The sequence below is a fragment of the Streptomyces sp. 3MP-14 genome (assembly GCF_006334905.2).
GTDB classification, from domain to species: Bacteria; Actinomycetota; Actinomycetes; order Streptomycetales; family Streptomycetaceae; genus Streptomyces; species Streptomyces triticirhizae.
On sequence record NZ_VDLZ02000008.1, the window covers coordinates 147,810 to 164,382 of the forward strand.

Genomic DNA, 16,573 nt, shown 5'->3' on the forward strand with positions numbered 1-16,573 from the left:
ACAACTCCCGTGGCCCCACCGCGCGTTGCGCATCTCCGACCCCCCGCTCGACCCGCACCCCCACCGCACCCCACGCACCCCCACCGCAACCCACCGCACCGCCGTCCCACCGCACCGCCGTCCCATCGCCCGCACCCTCCCGCCGGAGCCGCAGATGCCCGCCCGCCCGTCCACCCCGCCCACGACCCCCGCGACCCCCACGACCCCCGCGACCCCCACGCCCGTCCGGCCTACCGCCGAGGCCCACACCGCCCAGTCGCCCACGGTCAACGCCACCATCACGGCCGGGTTCTGGGCCGAACGGCGCGACGTCAACGCCCGGGTGAGCATCGCCCAGGGCCCCGACCGGCTGACCGAGGCCGGCAACCTCCGCAACCTGCGCCGCGCCGCCGACGGCGAGACCAGTGGCTACGAGGGCGGCGTGCCGTTCATGGACACCGACGTCCACAAGTGGCTGGAGGCCGCCGGCTGGCAGCTGGGCGACCCGACCACCGACCCCGAGCAGGCCGCCGAACTCGCCGAGCGCGTCCGGGAGATCGCCGGCCTGCTGGCGGCCGCCCAGCAGCCATCGGGCTATCTCAACTCCTACTACCAGGTCGCCAAGCCAGAGACCGAGCACTTCACCGAGCTGCGCTGGGGCCACGAGCTGTACACCGCCGGCCACCTCATCCAGGCCGCCGTCGCCCACCATCGAGCCACCGGCGGACGCGAACTCCTTGACGTCGCCGTGCGGTTCGCCGACCACCTGGTCGAGACCTTCGGACCCGAGGGCTCGGGCAGGCCGGTGGACAGCGTGGACGGCCACCCCGAGATCGAGACCGCCCTCGTCGAACTCGCCCGCGAGACCGGCGACGCCCGCTACACCGAGCTGGCCGGCTACTTCGTCGGCCGCTACGGCGGCGTCTTCCCGTCCCGTTCCACCAAGGGCCCCGGCCGCGCCGGCTACTGCCAGGACCATCTGCCCGTCCGCGAGGCCCCCGCCGTCACCGGCCACTCCGTGCGGCAGCTCTACCTGCTGGCCGGCGTCGCCGACCTGGCCACCGAGACCGGCGAACCCGAACTCCGCGCCGCCGCCGAGCGGTTGTGGCAGGACATGGCCGCCCGGCAGAGCTACCTCACCGGCGGCCTCGGCGCCCACCACTCCGACGAGGGCTTCGGCCACCCCTACGAGCTGCCCAACGAGCGCGCCTACGCGGAGACCTGCGCCGCCATCGCCGCCGTCCAGTTCGGCTGGCGGATGGCGCTGCTCACCGGCGAGGCCCGCTACTCCGACCTGGCCGAGCGCACCCTCTACAACGCGGTGCTCTGCGGCGTCTCGCTCCGGGGCGACACCTACCTCTACGACAACCCGCTGCACGTCAGGGACGGCCACGCCGACCAGGAGGGCGCCCGCCCGCACCGCACGCCCTGGTTCTCCTGCGCCTGCTGCCCGCCCAACATCATGCGGCTGCTCGCCTCCCTGCCCGGATACCTCGCCGCCACCTCGGCCGACGGCGGCACCCTCCACGTCCACCAGTACGCCGCCGGCACCCTCGCCGCCCCCGTGGCCGGCGCCCGGGCCGCGCTGCGGGTGACCACCGACTACCCGTGGGACGGGCGGATCGCGCTGACCGTCGAGGAGACCGGCGCCGCCGCGTGGACCCTGGCGCTGCGCGTGCCCCACTGGTCGGCCACCGGCTGGCGGCTGGCCGTCAACGGGGCGCCGGCGCCGGCCGGTTCGTTCGAGCACCGGGACGGCTGGCTGCGGCTGACCAGGACCTGGGCGGCCGGCGACACCGTCGAGCTGACCCTCGACCTCGCGCCCCGCTTCACCCGGGCCGACCCCAGGGTCGACGCGGCGCGCGGCTGCGTGGCCGTCGAACGCGGGCCGCTGGTCTACTGCGTGGAGGCGATCGACCAGCCGAGGCTCCCGGCCGGCCTCGGCCTGGACGACCTGGTGGTGGACACCGCCGCCGGCATCGGCGACTCCGAGCGCGACGACCTGCCCGGCGGCGTCACCGGCCTCACCCTCACCGCGCGCCCCCGCCCCCGGCCCGAGCCGGGCAACGCCGCCCCCTGGTGGCCCTACCGCTCCCTCGACGAGGCGCCGACCGCGCCCGGGGGCGAGCCGGTGACGCTCACCGCCATCCCCTACCACGCCTGGGCCAACCGGGAGGTCTCGGCGATGCGCGTCTGGCTGCCCGCCGACGCCTAGACCGTGCCCGCGCCGCCGGCCCCGGCCGAACCGGGGCCGGCGCCGCCCCAACCGGCCCCGCACGCCCCGACGTTCCCGCACCCCCCAACCGACCCCGCACCCCCCGACGTTCCCGCACCGCCCCCGACCACCCGACGAGACCGACCGTGAGCGAGGTACACCGTGGTGCCGCTCCCACCCCTCCGCAACCCGACCCACCCCCCGCCCGGCCGGGCCGGCCCCGGCCGCCGCGCCCTGCTGCGCGGCCTGGGCGCGGCGGCGCTCGCCGCGCCCCTGGCCTCCTGCGGCTTCGTGCAGGCGAGCCGTGATGACCGGCTGAGCTTCATGTTTTGGGGCAGCACCCAGGAGGAGGCGAGCGTCAACGAGGTGAGCCGCCGCTACTCCGAGCGCCCCGACCGGCTGGCCATCGACACCGAACTGGTCAGCTACAACGGCTACGCGACCAAGATGCACACCCTGGTCGCCGCCCGCCAGGAGCCGGACATCGCCTACGCGCCCCAGGACATGGCGATGCGCCTGGGCGAGGGCGGCTACCTGGTCAACTTCCTCGACTACCGCGACCGTTTCGAGGCGCTGGACGACTTCCTGCCGCAGACCATCCACTACTGGGACGACCGGGGCGCCGTCTTCCAGACCGCCATCGAGACGATGGTGACCTGGTACAACGCCGACCTGTTCGAGACGGCCGGCGCGCCCCTGCCGCCCACCCGCACCGAGGACGCCTGGACCTGGGACGAGCTGGTGGCCACCGCCGAACGCCTCACCTACGACATCGAGGGCCGCCGCCCCTCGGAGCGCGGCTTCGACGCCGAACGCGTCGAGCAGTACGGCCTGATGGCACCCGCCTGGTGGTTCTCGCCCGCGCTCTACGCGCTGCTGCGCTCCAACGGCGCCGACGCGTTCAACGAGGACGGCACCCGCTGCGTTATCGACTCCGACGCGGCCGTCGAGGTCATCAGCGCGGTCGCCGACCTCATCCACGAGCACCGCGTCGCGCCCAGCCCCACCCAACTGGCCACGTTCAACAACGGTCTCGCCCTGATGATGCGCTCCGGCAAGATCGCGATGGGCCTGGACGGATACTGGCACCTGCTCGACCTGGCCGCCGCCGACTTCCCCTACGGCGTCGGCGTCATGCCCCGCTTCCAGGACGAGGCCCTGACCTGCGTCACCTCGGGCGCCACCTGCGTCTTCAACCGGAGTCTCCACCCGGAGCAGGCCGTCGAGTTCTATCTGGAGATGGCCGACCCGGAACGCTGCGCCCTCTACGCGGACGGCCTGTGGATGCCGCTGCGCCGTTCCTACTACACCGACCCACGGCTGCTGGCGAGTTGGTGCGACACCGAGATCCACCCGGCCGGCTTCGTCGACAGCTTCGTCGAACCGCTGCTGCACCACGCGGTGCAGGAGCCGGTCTACCGGGTGCGGGAGGGCGGGCTGGTCAACTCCCGGCTCACCCCGGGCCTCGACCCGATCTGGCTCGGCGAGGTGCGCGGCCGGGAGGCCATCGCCCGCCACCTGCGGGGCGTCGCCGCCCGCGTCGACTCCTACCTCACCGGCGTCTACCCCGATGTGCGGGAGGTCTGATGAGCACCGTCTCGACGCCGCGCCCGCACCGCCCGCACCGCCCGCGCCGCGCCGGTCGTCCCGGTCGCCCCGGGCGTCCCACCGGCGGGCTGGCGCGCATGGAACAGCGCTGGGGCGTGCTGCTCGCGCTGCCCGTGGTGCTGGGCTTCCTGGTGTTCACCATCGGGCCGATGCTGGCCTCGTTCGTGATCAGCCTCACCGACTGGACCATCGGCGGCGAGGTCAACTGGGTCGGCCTCGACAACTACCGCCAGATGTTCGGCGACGACGCCCTCTTCGGCACCTCCCTGCGGGTCACCCTCTCCTACACGCTGATGGCCGTGCCCCTCACCCTGGCCGTCGGCTTCGGCGTGGCGATGCTCCTCAACCGCGACGTGCGCGGGCGCGGCCTGTTCCGGGTCCTCTACTACCTGCCGGTGCTGGTGCCGAGCGTGGCCAGCGCGGTGCTGTGGACCTGGGTCTACAACCCGGAGTTCGGCCTGCTCAACCAGCTGCTGCGCGGCGCCGGGCTGCCCACGTCGCAGTGGATCTACGACGCCGACACCGCCCTGCCCTCGCTGGCGATCATGGCCGCGTGGGGCTTCGGCAACGCCGCCGTCATCTTCCTCGCCGGCCTCCAGGGCGTGCCGCGCCACCTCTACGAGGCGATCGAGATGGACGGCGGCGGCCCCTGGGCGCAGTTCCGCTACGTCACGTTGCCGATGATGACGCCGACCATCTTCTACAACCTGGTGATGGGGCTGATCGCGACGTTCCAGGTGTTCAACGAGGCCTATGTGATGACCCAGGGCGGCCCGGACAACGCGACCCTCTTCTACAACTTCTATCTCTACCGCACCGCGTTCACCGAGGGCCGCCTCGGCTACGCCTCCGCGCTGGCCTGGGTGCTGTTCGTGGTGATGGTCGCCGTGACCGCCCTGGTGTTCCGCTCGGCCAGGCGCTGGGTCTACTACGAGACGGGGGACGGCCGATGACCACGACGACAGGCCTCAGGACCATCCGGCGGCCGCGCCTCAGGCCGGCGCGCGCCGTGCTCTACCTCGCGCTCTCCGCCGGCGCCCTGGTCACGCTCTTCCCCTTCCTGTGGCTGGTGCGCAGCGCGCTGATGGAGGACGGGCAGATCTTTGTCGCGCCCCCGGAGTGGGTGCCGGCGCCGTTCGCCTGGCACAACTTCTCCGACGCGCTCACCGCCCGCCCCTTCGGCCGCTACTTCCTCAACACGCTCGCCATCGAGGCCGTGGTGGTGCCCGGCGTGCTGCTGGTCGGCGCGCTCTCCGCGTTCACCTTCGCCCGGCTGCGCTGGCGCGGCCGCAACGTCGTCTTCGCGGTGCTGCTCAGCTCGTTGATGCTGCCGTACGCGGTGACCCTGGTGCCGACCTTCGTCGGCTGGCAGCACCTGGGCCTGGTCGGGACCTGGGTGCCGCTGACCCTGCCGGCCTGGTTCGGCGCGGGACAGATGGGCGCGATCTTCCTGATGCGGCAGTTCTTCCTCGGCATCCCCAGGGAGTTGGACGACGCCGCCTATGTCGACGGCGCCAGCCCGTTCACGGTCTTCTGGCGGATCGTGCTGCCGCTGTCGAAGCCGGTGCTGATCGTGGTCGGCATCTTCACGTTCATCGCGGTCTGGAACGACTTCCTCAACCCGCTGATCTACCTCGCCGACACCGACCGCTTCACCCTGGCCCTCGGCCTGGCCGGCTTCCAGGGCTCCTACACCGCGCAGTGGGGCTATCTGATGGCGGCCTCCACGGTCGTGATCGCGCCGATCATCCTGCTGTTCTTCTTCGCCCAGCGGCACATCCTGGAGGGCATCACGCTGACCGGCCTCAAGGGCTGACCGGCCGGCGTGGGTTGACCGGCCGGCGTGGGCGCCGCACCTCGGGTCCGTGCGGCCCAGCCGGTCGGGACCAACGGCCCCTGCCGGGCGCCCGGGACGCGGGCCAGGCTCGGAGGTGAGAGCTGAGAACCAACCGGCACCGAGGAGAACCGCCATGGTCACCACCCACGCCCTGACCGCCGCCACCCTCACCACCCTGGTCGAGGCGGCCTCGGCCGCGCCCTCCCTGCACAACTCGCAGCCCTGGCGGTTCCGGCTCGACCCGGCAACCGCCACGCTGCACCTGAGGGCCGCGCCCGAGCGGGGCCTGCCGCACATCGACCCGCTCGGCCGCGCGCTCCATCTCTCCGTCGGCGCCGCCCTGTTCAACGTGCGGACCGCCGCCGCCCACCTCGGCTGGCGCGCCGACGTCACCCTGCTGCCCGAGCCGCGCGAGCCCCGCGCGATGGCGACGATCGCGCTGAGCGCCGGCCGCGACGGGCCCGCGCAGCCCGACCCCGACCTGCACGCCGCGCTCTGGCGCCGCCACACCAGCCGGCTGCCGTTCACCCGCCGCCCCGCCGCGCCCAGGGTCGCAGAACTCGCCCGCGCCGCCGAGGCGGAGGGCGCCACCCTCGTGGTGCCGGACGCCGTCGGCACCGCCCGGGTGCTGCGGCTGACCGCAGAGGCCGAACGCCGCGACGCCCGCGACCGGGCGCGCCGCGCCGAGACCACCTCCTGGGTCCGCCGGGGAACGGGCGACGGCGTGCCGCCCGAAGCGCTCGGCCCCGGCGACGCCAACGGCCGGGTCCCGACCCGGGACTTCGCAGGGCCGGACGCCCGACAGCCGCGCCCCAGCGCCGCGTTCGAGGAGCGCCCGCTGATCGCGCTGCTCACCACCCGGCACGACCGCCGCGTGGACTGGCTGCGCGCCGGGCAGGCGTTGGAGCGGGCGTGGCTGACCGCCACCGCCCGGGCGCTGCGGCTCGCGCCGCTCCACCAGGCGCTGGAGTGGCCGGACCTGCGGGCCGCGCTGGTCGACCCGGCCGCGTCCGACGCCGCCGGCTTCGTTCAGCTGGTGGTCCGAATCGGCTACGGCCCGGCCGGCGTCCCCAGCCCGCGCCGCTCGGCCTGGCAGGTTGTGGAACGCCAGTCCTGACCGCGCCCGACAGCCGGAAAGCCCCGACACCCGACGGAGACCACCATGAACGACCGCAGCGAACCGGCGCCCCCCGAGGCCCAGTCGCCCGCCGCCCGGCAGCCCGCCGCCCGGCAGCCCGATGCCCGGCCGCCCGCCGCCGTGGAGATCGTCGCCTATGGCGTGACCGCCGACGAACGCCCGCTGCTCACGGCCGCGTTCCCCGCCCCGCACCGGCTGCGCTGCCTGGAGCTGGTGCTGGACCGCGACACCGCATCGACCGCCGCCGGCCACGAGGTGATCTGCACCGGCGTCAACGACGTCCTCGACGCCGAGGTGCTGCGCCGCCTCGCCGATGGCGGCACCCGCATGATCACCCAACGTTCCACCGGCTACAACAACATCGACCTCGACGCCGCCCGCGCGCTGGGCATGGGCGTCGCCCGGGTCTCCGGCTACTCGCCGCACTCGGTCGCCGAGTTCGCCTGGGCGCTCGCCCTGGCCGTCAACCGCCGGGTGGTGCGGGCCGTCACCCGCACCCGCGAGTTCGACTTCCGGCTCAACGGGCTGATGGGCCGCGACCTGCACGGCCGCACCGCCGGCGTGCTGGGCACCGGCCGGATCGGCGAGGCGTTCGCCCGGATCGCCGCCGGTTTCGGGATGCGGCTGCTCGGCTACGACATCGCGCCCAACCCGGAGTGCGAGCGGCTGGGCATGGAGTACGCGCCGCCGGAACGGGTCTTCGCGGAGTCCGACCTGATCAGCCTGCACCTGCCGCTGCTGCCCGAGACCCACCACGTGGTGGACCGCGCCGCGCTGGCCCGGATGAAGGACGACGCGATCCTGGTCAACACCAGCCGGGGCGGCCTGATCGACGCCCAGGCCCTGGTGGAGACGCTGCGCGCCGGCCGGCTCGACGGGGTGGGCCTCGACGTCTACGAGGAGGAGGCCGGGATCTTCTTCTTCGACCACTCGCTGGACGTGATGACCGACGACGTGCTGGCCCGGCTGATGAGCTTCCGCAACGTGCTGGTCAGCTCGCACCAGGCGTACTTCACCCGGGACGCGGTCGGCGAGATCGTCGCCACCACGGCCGGCAACGTCGCCGACTACCTCGCCGGCCGCACCGGCGACAACACCCTGGTGGCGCCCGCCCGTTGAGCCGGTCCCCGCGCCTCACCCCACGGGCAGCGGCACCCGCCAGCGCAGCCGGGTGCCGCCCGTCTCCCGGCGTTCCACGGTCAGCGCGCCCCCCAGCCGCTCGGCCCGTTCAGCGAGGTTGCGCAGCCCGCTGCGGTGGCCCGACTCGCTCAGTCCCACGCCGTTGTCCGCCACCGTCAGGGTCAACGCCCGGTCCCGCACCACCACCGCGACCTCGACCGCGCCGGCCCGCGCGTGCCGGGCCACGTTGGACAGCGCCTCCCGCAGCACCGGCACCGCGTGCTCGGCCACCTCGCCCGGCACATCCGTGTCGACCAGGCCCTCCATCCGCAGCGATGGCCGGAACCCCAACGAGGGCACGGTCTCCTCCACGGTCCGCGTCAGCCGGGCCCGCAGGCCCCGCGCGCCGGGGCCCGCCTCGTGTGCCCGCAGCCCGAAGATCGTGGAACGGATGATCCGGATCGTCTCGTCGAGGTCGTCCACCGCGCGCAACAGCCGCTCCTCGGCCTGCGGATGCGCCACGAACCGCACCGCGCTCTGGAGCGTCATCCCCGTGGCGAAGAGCCGCTGGATCGCCAGGTCGTGCAGGTCGCGGGCGATCCGGTCGCGGTCCTCAAGGAGCGCCACCTGCTCGGCGGACCGCCGCCGTTCGGCCAGCTCCATGGCCAGGGCCGCCTGCCCGGCGAACGCCAGCAGCGGCTCCGTCTCGCCCGCCCCGAACTTCGCGCGCCCCTGGGCGCGCGCCAACAGCAGCGCGCCCCAGGCGTGTTCACCGGTGCGCATCGGCACCGCGAGCGCCGGCCCCAATCCGGCCACGCCCGCCGCCGCACCCGTTCCGTCCTCCCCGCCGCCGTCCCCGTCGGCCCCGACCCCGCCGCCCGTTCCCTCCCCGCCGTCGAGGTCCGCCTCGACGACCGGCCCGCCCTCCGCCATGGCCCGGCCCACCGCCGCCGCCAACCCCCGCCCGGCCGCGCGCCGCGCCTCGGCGGCGCGCGGCCCGTCCGCGACACTGATCCGCACCCCCGCCTCCTCCTCGGGCGCCGGCACACACAACACCCCCAGATCGGCGTCCAGAATCCGCCGGGCGTGCGCCACCAGCAGTTCCAGGACCTCGCGCTCCTCCGCGCCGGACAGCAGGCTGCGCACCACCTCCGCGTTCGCCTCCAGCCACCGCTGCCGATTCCGCGACTCCTCGTACAGCCGCGCGTTCTCGATCGCGACCCCGGCCGCGACCGCCAACGTCGCCAGCACCGACTCGTCCTCGGCGTCGAAGTCCTGCCCGCCGCGCTTCTCGGTCAGATAGAGGTTCCCGAAGACCTCGTCCCGCACCCGGATCGGCACCCCGAGGAACGAGCGCATCGGCGGATGGTTCGGCGGGAAGCCGTGCGAGGCGGGGTGCGCCGCCAGGTCGGGCAGCCGCAGCGGCTCCGGGTGCCGGATCAGCTCGCCCAGGATGCCGTGCCCGGACGGCAACGGGCCGATGGCGGCGATCCGTTCGGCGTCCACGCCCACGGTCAGGAACGCGCTCAGCCGCTCGTCGGGGCCGATCACGCCCAACGCCCCGTACTCGGCGTCGACCAGCACCGTCGCCGCCTCCACCACCCGCCGCAGCACCTGCGGCAGATCCAGCTCTCTCCCGACCGCGAGCACCGCCTCCAGCAGGCCGTGCACCCGATCCCTGGTGCCGCGCATCGCGTCGATGCGGAGCTGAAGCTCCTCCAGCAACTCGTCGAGCCGCAGGCCCGGCAGGCGCTGGGCCTCCCCGTTCCCCGTGTCCGCCACCATGATTCCCTTCCACCCCCGCCACCGGAACCGGCCCGCGAGCCTACCCGCCCCCGCGACCTGCGGCCACGCCCCCACCCGACCCGATACGGAACGCGCGTACGGGACGCACCCCCGGCCGTCAGGGGGCCCGGGACGTGTTCCGGGCCTAACGGCTGGCCGGACAAGCCCCGTTCCACCACGATGGGCCCATGACCGCCCAGCCCGCGCCGCCCCCGCCCGCGCCGCCCCCGCCCGAACCCCCGTTGCGCTTCCTCGCCGACCGGATGGCGCTCTGGGGCGTCGGCCAGCTGTCCTCCGAGGACCTGGTGGACGCCGCCTGCACCGCCCTGCTCGCCGGCGTGGACGCTCCCGCGCTACGGGAGTTGGCCGGCGTCGCCCGACGGGACGCGCCCTATGAGGTGCCCCTCCTCATCCCCGAGGTCGCGGCCCAGCTCGGCCTGGACCGGCCGGAACCCGGCCCGGCGACCGGGGCCGCCGCGCTCGCCGCCCTGGCCGCGATGACCGTGCGCGGCGAACTGGCCCCGGCCGCGTTCGTCTCCCGCGCCCAGGACCTCGCCGTCCACGACCCGGCCCTGGACCGGCGGCTGGTCCACCTCGCCGCCGACTACGGCTACGCCGAGGACTTCGAGGAACCCACCGACGCCCTCGACGCCGCCGCCCTCGCCGAGGCGCGCCGGCTGGCCGCCCGGCCACCGGCTCCGCTCAGTCGCCCGGCACCGCCTCCCTGAAGAGCGCCGGGCGCCGCCGCCGCCGCGCGATGTCCGAAACCGGCCCCAGATGACTGAGCTTGTCCGGATTCGCCACCGAACGAATGGCCCACACCATCCCGTCGGCGATCTCCAGCTCGGTCACGCTGACGATGCGCCCCTCCCTGTCATAGAGCACCGCGCCCGGCGCCCCGTTGACCCGGGTCGGCACCAGCTCCACCCCCGCCGACCGCAGCCAGCGGTACCCGTTGACCAACAGCCGCGCGCCCGGCTTCCGCCCGACCAACGGCTTGGCCACGGCGAGCCCCTTACCGCCGCCGTCGCCCAGCACCACCACATCCGGCGCCAACAGGCCCAGCAACTCGGTCAGATCACCGCCGGCGGTGGCCTCGAAGAACCTGCGGGCCAACTCGTCCCCCTCCGCCCGCCGCGCCGGCCCGCCCCCCGCACGGGCCGGCGCGGACCCGGCGGCGACCCGCCGCCGCGCCCGGGCGAAGATCTGGCGGCAGTTGACCTCGCTCCGCCCGACCACCTCCGCCACCCGCGGGTACCCGTAGCCGAAGACCTCCCGCAGCATGAACACCGCCCGTTCAACCGGCGACAGCGCCTCCAGCAGCACCAGAAAGGCCATCGACAGCGCGTCCGACAACTCCGCGTGCTCCGCGGGGCCCGGCTGCGCCCCCGCCCCCGACGCCGCCGGTGCCACCACCGGCTCCGGCAGCCACGCCCCCACATAGGTCTCTCGCCGCACCCGCGCCGACCGCAGATGGTTGATGCTCAACCGCGTGACCGCCCGCGCGAGATACGCCTTCGGCTCCTCGACCACCGTCCCCCGCCGCCGGGCCCGCGTCAGCCCCAACAGGGCGTCCTGCACGATGTCCTCGGAGTCCCCGACAGAACCGGTCATCCCGTAGGCAATGGAGAACAACAACGGCCGGAACTCGGCCCCACTCGACGACTCCACGACCGCGTACCCCTCCCACCGCCCCGGCCCTTCCGGCGCTCTCGCTCCTCACGACAGAAATCGGCGGCCGTCTGTGACATCGGGCCCGAACCTGGCGGGACGACACGGTGGTTGACCGGCCCGGCCACCGGACCGGGACCGGCTACGGGGGGAGGGGGAACGAGCGTGCGCGAAGCTGCCCGGCGCTCTCCCCACCACCCGCTCACCCGCCGCACCTGCGCCCGCCACCTGGCATCCCTGGAACGGTTCGAGCGCCGGCGGACCCCCGTGCGGTAGGCCCCGGCCATCGCGGTCACCGTTCCCGACATCCACTACGGCGGTACCGACCGTGTTGCTCCGGCTGCCGATCCGAGAGAGGTGTGCAAAAATCACACACATGGATGCCGTGCAGGGCTGGGGTGAGGTGGGCGAGCGGATCGCCGAGGCGCGTCTGGCCGCCGGGCTGAGCCAGGGGGAACTGGCCGCACGGGTGGGACTGGACCGCACGGCTGTCGTCCGGGTGGAGGCGGGAGAGCGTCGGGTCTCCGCCCTGGAGCTGTCCCGGCTCGGCGAGGCGTTGGGGGTGCCGATAGGGCACTTCCTGTCCAGGCCGCCCGCATCCCTGGTGTCGCGCAGAACCGCCCTGGAGGAGGTGTCGGACGAGGCGTCGCGGACCCGGTACCGCCTCGACGCCAGGCTTGAGGAGCACGCGCGCAACGCGCGTTGGCTGGTGGACGAGGGGTTTCTCGTGCCGCCCGCGCTCGACGGCCTCCTTCGGCGTTCCGGTGCGGAGGGCGCCGTTGACCCGGGCGACCTCGCCGGCAGGGCCCGTGCCGTGTTGGGCGTCCCGTCCGGCCCACTGGGGCCGATGGCGGATGTGGTCGAGCGATTCGGACTCTTTCTGACCGTGGTCGATGAGCCGGCCGAGGGCGCTTCGCTGCTGGAGGACGGGTATGGCGTCGCCGTCATCAGCCATCGGGCCATGCCGGGGCGCCGCCGTTGGACGGCCGCCCACGAGCTGGGCCACCATCTGCTTCAGGACGCCTATCACAGCGACGCCGGGGTGGCGGCGGGTCGGGATGAGCGTGAGCGACTCATCGACCGGTTCGCGGAGAACTTCCTGCTTCCTTCCGAAGATGTGCTGATCGGCTGGCAACAGGTGGGCAACGGGCGGTCGTCGCGGCTCGTTCTGCTGGAACTCGCGGCGACGTACCGCCTGTCCTGGAGTGCCGTGATCAACCGTGCCCGTCACCTGGACCTGATCGGCCCCGCCGAGGCCCAACGGGAGAAGGCGCGCGTGCCCACGCGTGGTGACTTCCTCGCGACCATGGGGGAGCAGCCGGTCCCCGACCTTGACCTCGGCGCGACGGGCAGACTGTGGCGCAAGGCGGTGCTGAGAGCGTGGGAGGTCGGCGCCATCACGGCGCCCCGTACCATCCAGCTGCTCTACGGTGCGCTGACACAGGACGAGCTTCCCACCCGAGGGCTGGAGGACCCCCTCCCGTGAGCAGGGCTTCCACCGCTGTGGACGAAGCCGCCGCCCCGGTCGACGCGCTCCTCGAATCCGGTGCGCGGTACCCCTGCGCCAGAGGGCGGTTCCTCGACTGGGCCAAACACAACGGGCTTCTGTAGCCGCTTCCGACATTCTCAACAGGACTGGCGAACCCTCCCGTTGACCGCCAGCGGGCCGCCGTCCGCGAAGGCGTGGCGGGTTCGGCGGAACGAGCGTGTGTGAACGGTAGCATCGCCATCCACAGACCGGCCCCCGCGACAGCGGGAGCCGGTCTGTGGTGGGGCATTCCGTGGCGGCCTCAGGCGGAGAGATCCCGGTTGCGCACGGCCCTGACGAAGGCGGTCCATTCATTCCTGGGGATAAACAGTGCCGGACCTTCCGCGTGCTTGCTGTCGCGGACGGGGATGTCTGCCGGGAGGCCGTCGATGATTTCCAGGCAATCTCCCCCGTCGCCGTTGCTGTAGCTGGACTTGCGCCAACCGGTAAGGGCGGACGCGTCAGGAATCGACTTCATTCTCGTACTCTCTTAGGTAAGCCTGCATCAGCGCGAGGGATTCGCTCTCCGGCAGTGCCTTGGAGCGGGCGATGTCGAACCGCTGGGTGGATTCGACGATGCGGCGCGGAGACTCGACGGGCTCGCCGGTGACGAAGCTCTCGATGTAGCCAATCGTAGACCCGTTCCGGAGGGTGTACAGACTCAGGCTGCCGCCCAGCATCGGATGCGCACCCTGCGCGAACGGCAGCACCTGGATGGTGATGTGCGGCGACTGGGCGGCCTCGATGAGATGGGCCATTTGCTCGCGCATGACCTCTCTGCCACCAATGGGTCGCTTGAAGGCGGCTTCGTCCATGATTGCCCAGAAGTACGGCGGCTCCTCCAGGGCGAAGACCCGCTTGCGACGCATCCGGAGCGCGACGATCTGCGCCCGCTGCTCCGGGGACTTTCCCAGCGAGGAGGCGTCGATGAGCGCCCGCGCATAGGCCTCGGTCTGCAACAGACCGTGAACCAAGCTGCTGTGGAAGACCTGGATGCGGGAGGCCTTCTCCTCCGTTTCCAGAACGACGCGACTGTAATCCGCGATTGCCGAGTCCTGGGCCATTTCCAGGAGTTCGGCGAACAGGTCGTCCGACCCGAAGTACGTGTCCAGTGCGTCGCAGAGGAGCGCCGAGGGAAGTTGCTCGCCCCGTTCGACCCGGGCGATATAGGAGAAGGGAAACCCGACCGCTTCCGACAGTGCCCGCAGGGACAGTCCGGCGCTCTCCCTCATGCGCCGAAGCCGTCGGCCGAGGTAGGTCCGTGGGGTCGCTCGTTCCGTCTCGCTGTGCGTCTGTTCCAAAACTCGAACACCCTTTCAACTCGCCGTGCCCTGACGGTATTTGGTCACGCGTCAGGGCTGTACTGGGACTCTTCTCGCGGGGATGGTGGTGGTCACTCCCGCACTGTCCCGGGGCATCGGCTGATCGGTTCGAGCCGGCCGCACGAGGGCGAGTGGCGCGGCGTGGTGGACGCGCCGCGCGGGGAGTGACGTAACGGTGTGGCCAAGGGTGCCCCCGCGGCGTTGGCAGACGTCCGGGGGCGTGGTCATCCATCGTCGGTGCTACTCGGAAGTGATGACATGAGAAAAAGTAACCGAGCTTTCCCGATTCGGCAGTTGGTACATCCGTTCGGGTCGCCTGGGGTGATCGGGCAATGAGGACGAAGACTCAGCCGACGGTCCGGCCGGCACCCACGCCCGTGCCAGGGCCGGCGGCCGTGTGGCCGCCGGTCCGGCCCCAACTCCCCGTTCCCTACGTCGTCTCGTGGTCGGCCGAGCGGAGTGGCGCCGGCGAGCGGCTGTGCGTGCGGTCGAACGGGGAGGGGCTGGGATACCGCGACGAGCGGGCCGAGGACCGGGACCACCACGGCGTGCTGTGGGCGCGGAGCGCGGACGGGTGCGGGGAGGGGCGGCCGGTGTTCCCGGCCATGCATCCGCTGCGGCAGCGGGAGGCGATGTTCAACCGGCTGTGTCAGGTCTGCGCCAAACCGGCGAGCCGCACGAGCGACGGGGTGCTCTTCCTCAACCAGCGCGAAGCTGAGGGGGACGGCGAAGAACCGGACCACTGGGAGGGCGCGTTGACCACCAAGCCGCCCGTCTGCCTGCCGTGTGCGGCGTTGGCCGTTCGACTCTGCCCGCATCTGACCGACCCCATCGCGATCCGATCGCGGGCGCCTCGGCTCTGGGGCGTGTTCGGTGGCTTCTTCGTTTCGACGCTGACCGGCGGGTGGGCCGACCCCGTTCCCGGCACCAACTATCTCCGCTACGGAAGCCCGGACCAACCCTGGTTCCTGGCCAACCAACTGGTCGTCCAACTCCGGCGCTGCACGGTGGTCGATCTCCGGGCAGAGTTGGCCACGGTCTGACGCCCGTGGGGGACGAGAGCCTCCCCGATCGTCCGTCGCCTCAACGGGCGGCGGTCGGCGTCCCGTTGACCGCCAGTGGCCCGCCGTCCGCGAAGGCGTGGTGGGCGAAGCGTTCGCCGATGCGGTGGTGGGTGGCGGGGTCGGGGTGCAGGTTGTCGGGCAACGGCAGCTCGGCGGCGTCGGCCTCGCCGTAGAGCGCGCGGCCGTCGAGGTGGTGGAGGTGCGGGTCGGTGGCGGCGCGCTCACCGACGATGCGGGCGAGTTCGTCTCTGATCACGGTCAGGGTGAGCCTGCCGGCGGCCACCTCGCCCGGGTCGCCGGTCGCGCGGAACGCGGCGCGGCCGGCGGCCAGCGCCGCCATGTCGAAGGCGCACGGTCCCGGGGTGTCCTCGTGGATCGGGCAGAGGAGCGGGGAGACGACCAGCAGCGGCGTCGTCGGATGACCGTCCCTGATCATGTCAAGAAAGCCATGGACCGCAGGGCCAAAGGCACGCAGCCGCATCAGATCGGCGTTGACCACGTTGATTCCGATCTTGACGCTGATGCGATCGGCTGGGGTGTCGCGCAGCGCCCGGGCGGTGAACGGGTCGAGCAACGCGCCGCCGCCCAGGCCCAGGTTGACCAGCTCCACTCCGCCGAGCGCGGCCGCCACCGCCGGCCAGGTGCCGGTGGGACGGGTCGCATTGGACCCCTGACTGATCGAACTCCCATGGTGCAGCCACACCGGACGACCGCCGTCGTCGGCCGGCGCCACGGGCGCGTCGGCGCGCAGGGCGACCAACTCCGTCGTCTCGTTGTGCGGCAGCCAGATCTCGACGCGCTTCGGCCGCGCCGGCAGCCCGGCGAAGCGGAGCGTGACGGGGGAGCCGGGCCGGTGCTCGGTGGTGCCGGTCGCGAGGTCGACGACCAGGGTGTGGCCGCCGACCGCCGTCGCCTCGGCGGCGAGGCGGCCGTCGACCAGCAACTCGTAGACGCCGTCGGGGCGCGGCGGGCTGCCGGCGTAGTGGCGCTTGGTGGGGAGGGTGTCGAGTTCGACGACCGTGGCGGCGGTGTGGAACACCAGCCGCACGCCGGCGGGTTGGGCCTCGACCATCGCCAGCTGCGGGTCAGCGCACTGGGCGCGCGCCCGCGCGGGCAGCCGGTGCGGCAGCACACCGTGCGCCGTGCGTTCCAGGTCGATCGCCCCGCGCAGCAGCGGAGCGAGGTCGGGGACGGACGTGGTGGTCAACGGCGTGGTCATGGGAGGTGCTTGCTCTCGTCTGAGGTACGGAAGGGGAACGGGAGGGGCGCGCGCGGTGCCGAAGGGCGCCCGGCACGGCACGCCGGCC

General features: G+C 73.1%; 14 protein-coding genes. 9 read left to right on the forward strand and 5 right to left on the reverse strand.

Annotation, left to right across the window (positions count from 1 at the left end; translation table 11 throughout):
- Positions 1-154 precede the first annotated feature (154 nt).
- The 6 genes from FH609_RS15335 to FH609_RS15360 all read left to right on the forward strand — a co-directional run bounded on the left by FH609_RS15335 (position 155) and on the right by FH609_RS15360 (position 7,896).
- A complete protein-coding gene (locus tag FH609_RS15335) occupies positions 155-2,194 on the forward strand; it encodes a glycoside hydrolase family 127 protein (RefSeq protein ID WP_139667802.1) in 2,040 nt (679 codons plus the stop codon).
- A gap of 165 nt (positions 2,195-2,359) precedes the next feature.
- On the forward strand, positions 2,360-3,781 hold the full coding sequence (locus tag FH609_RS15340; protein ID WP_139667804.1) for an extracellular solute-binding protein: 1,422 nt from the start codon (positions 2,360-2,362) through the stop codon (positions 3,779-3,781).
- Positions 3,781-4,755 (forward strand): carbohydrate ABC transporter permease, encoded by a 975-nt coding sequence (locus tag FH609_RS15345; RefSeq protein WP_139667806.1) that lies wholly within the window; start codon positions 3,781-3,783, stop codon positions 4,753-4,755. Before FH609_RS15340 ends, FH609_RS15345 begins: the two co-directional genes overlap by 1 nt.
- Positions 4,752-5,618: a carbohydrate ABC transporter permease gene (locus FH609_RS15350; protein ID WP_139667808.1), complete on the forward strand. Its 867-nt coding sequence runs from the start codon at positions 4,752-4,754 to the stop codon at positions 5,616-5,618. Before FH609_RS15345 ends, FH609_RS15350 begins: the two co-directional genes overlap by 4 nt.
- Before the next feature lie 154 nt (positions 5,619-5,772).
- Positions 5,773-6,756 (forward strand): Acg family FMN-binding oxidoreductase, encoded by a 984-nt coding sequence (locus tag FH609_RS15355; protein ID WP_139667810.1) that lies wholly within the window; start codon positions 5,773-5,775, stop codon positions 6,754-6,756.
- A 141-nt stretch (positions 6,757-6,897) separates the two neighbouring features.
- Entirely contained in the window at positions 6,898-7,896 is a 999-nt protein-coding gene (locus FH609_RS15360) for a 2-hydroxyacid dehydrogenase (protein ID WP_139668070.1), read from the forward strand.
- Between the two features lie 15 nt (positions 7,897-7,911).
- On the opposite strand, the gene FH609_RS15365 is transcribed toward FH609_RS15360, so the two are convergent.
- On the reverse strand, positions 7,912-9,681 hold the full coding sequence (locus tag FH609_RS15365) for a GAF domain-containing protein (RefSeq protein ID WP_139667812.1): 1,770 nt from the start codon (positions 9,679-9,681) through the stop codon (positions 7,912-7,914).
- Between the two features lie 188 nt (positions 9,682-9,869).
- Between FH609_RS15365 and FH609_RS15370 the strand changes: the two genes are divergently transcribed.
- Positions 9,870-10,409 carry a hypothetical protein gene (locus FH609_RS15370; protein ID WP_139667814.1) on the forward strand — a complete coding sequence of 180 codons (540 nt, stop codon included), beginning with the start codon at positions 9,870-9,872 and terminating at the stop codon, positions 10,407-10,409.
- Here the strand turns inward: FH609_RS15370 and sigJ are convergent.
- Positions 10,384-11,352 (reverse strand): RNA polymerase sigma factor SigJ, encoded by a 969-nt coding sequence (sigJ, locus tag FH609_RS15375; RefSeq protein WP_226961689.1) that lies wholly within the window; start codon positions 11,350-11,352, stop codon positions 10,384-10,386. The two genes, FH609_RS15370 and sigJ, sit on opposite strands and share 26 nt — an antisense overlap.
- A 376-nt stretch (positions 11,353-11,728) precedes the next feature.
- Between sigJ and FH609_RS15380 the strand changes: the two genes are divergently transcribed.
- Positions 11,729-12,838 carry a helix-turn-helix domain-containing protein gene (locus tag FH609_RS15380; protein WP_139667818.1) on the forward strand — a complete coding sequence of 370 codons (1,110 nt, stop codon included), beginning with the start codon at positions 11,729-11,731 and terminating at the stop codon, positions 12,836-12,838.
- A 304-nt stretch (positions 12,839-13,142) separates the two neighbouring features.
- On the opposite strand, the gene FH609_RS15385 is transcribed toward FH609_RS15380, so the two are convergent.
- Together FH609_RS15385 and FH609_RS15390 are read right to left on the reverse strand one after the other, a co-directional pair.
- The gene (locus FH609_RS15385; RefSeq protein ID WP_139667820.1) at positions 13,143-13,358 is read right to left on the reverse strand and encodes a DUF397 domain-containing protein; all 216 of its coding nucleotides are present in this window, start codon (positions 13,356-13,358) and stop codon (positions 13,143-13,145) included.
- Positions 13,342-14,181 (reverse strand): helix-turn-helix domain-containing protein, encoded by an 840-nt coding sequence (locus FH609_RS15390; RefSeq protein ID WP_139667821.1) that lies wholly within the window; start codon positions 14,179-14,181, stop codon positions 13,342-13,344. Before FH609_RS15390 ends, FH609_RS15385 begins: the two co-directional genes overlap by 17 nt.
- A 353-nt stretch (positions 14,182-14,534) precedes the next feature.
- On the opposite strand from FH609_RS15390, the gene FH609_RS15395 reads away from it, so the two are divergent.
- Positions 14,535-15,245, forward strand: coding sequence for a hypothetical protein (locus FH609_RS15395; RefSeq protein ID WP_139667823.1), 711 nt, complete (start codon positions 14,535-14,537; stop codon positions 15,243-15,245).
- Between the two features lie 40 nt (positions 15,246-15,285).
- On the opposite strand, the gene FH609_RS15400 is transcribed toward FH609_RS15395, so the two are convergent.
- Complete coding sequence (locus FH609_RS15400) at positions 15,286-16,485, reverse strand: SGNH/GDSL hydrolase family protein (RefSeq protein ID WP_139667825.1); 1,200 nt, start codon at positions 16,483-16,485, stop codon at positions 15,286-15,288.
- Positions 16,486-16,573 lie beyond the last annotated feature (88 nt).

Coding starts and splice junctions, on each gene's coding strand:
- FH609_RS15385 (WP_139667820.1), bottom strand. CDS start 13,358: ATGAAGTCGATTCCTGACGCGTCCGCCCTTACCGGTTGGCGCAAGTCC.
- FH609_RS15355 (WP_139667810.1), top strand. CDS start 5,773: ATGGTCACCACCCACGCCCTGACCGCCGCCACCCTCACCACCCTGGTC.
- FH609_RS15380 (WP_139667818.1), top strand. CDS start 11,729: ATGGATGCCGTGCAGGGCTGGGGTGAGGTGGGCGAGCGGATCGCCGAG.
- FH609_RS15335 (WP_139667802.1), top strand. CDS start 155: ATGCCCGCCCGCCCGTCCACCCCGCCCACGACCCCCGCGACCCCCACG.
- FH609_RS15400 (WP_139667825.1), bottom strand. CDS start 16,485: ATGACCACGCCGTTGACCACCACGTCCGTCCCCGACCTCGCTCCGCTG.
- FH609_RS15345 (WP_139667806.1), top strand. CDS start 3,781: ATGAGCACCGTCTCGACGCCGCGCCCGCACCGCCCGCACCGCCCGCGC.
- FH609_RS15350 (WP_139667808.1), top strand. CDS start 4,752: ATGACCACGACGACAGGCCTCAGGACCATCCGGCGGCCGCGCCTCAGG.
- FH609_RS15365 (WP_139667812.1), bottom strand. CDS start 9,681: ATGGTGGCGGACACGGGGAACGGGGAGGCCCAGCGCCTGCCGGGCCTG.
- FH609_RS15370 (WP_139667814.1), top strand. CDS start 9,870: ATGACCGCCCAGCCCGCGCCGCCCCCGCCCGCGCCGCCCCCGCCCGAA.
- FH609_RS15395 (WP_139667823.1), top strand. CDS start 14,535: ATGAGGACGAAGACTCAGCCGACGGTCCGGCCGGCACCCACGCCCGTG.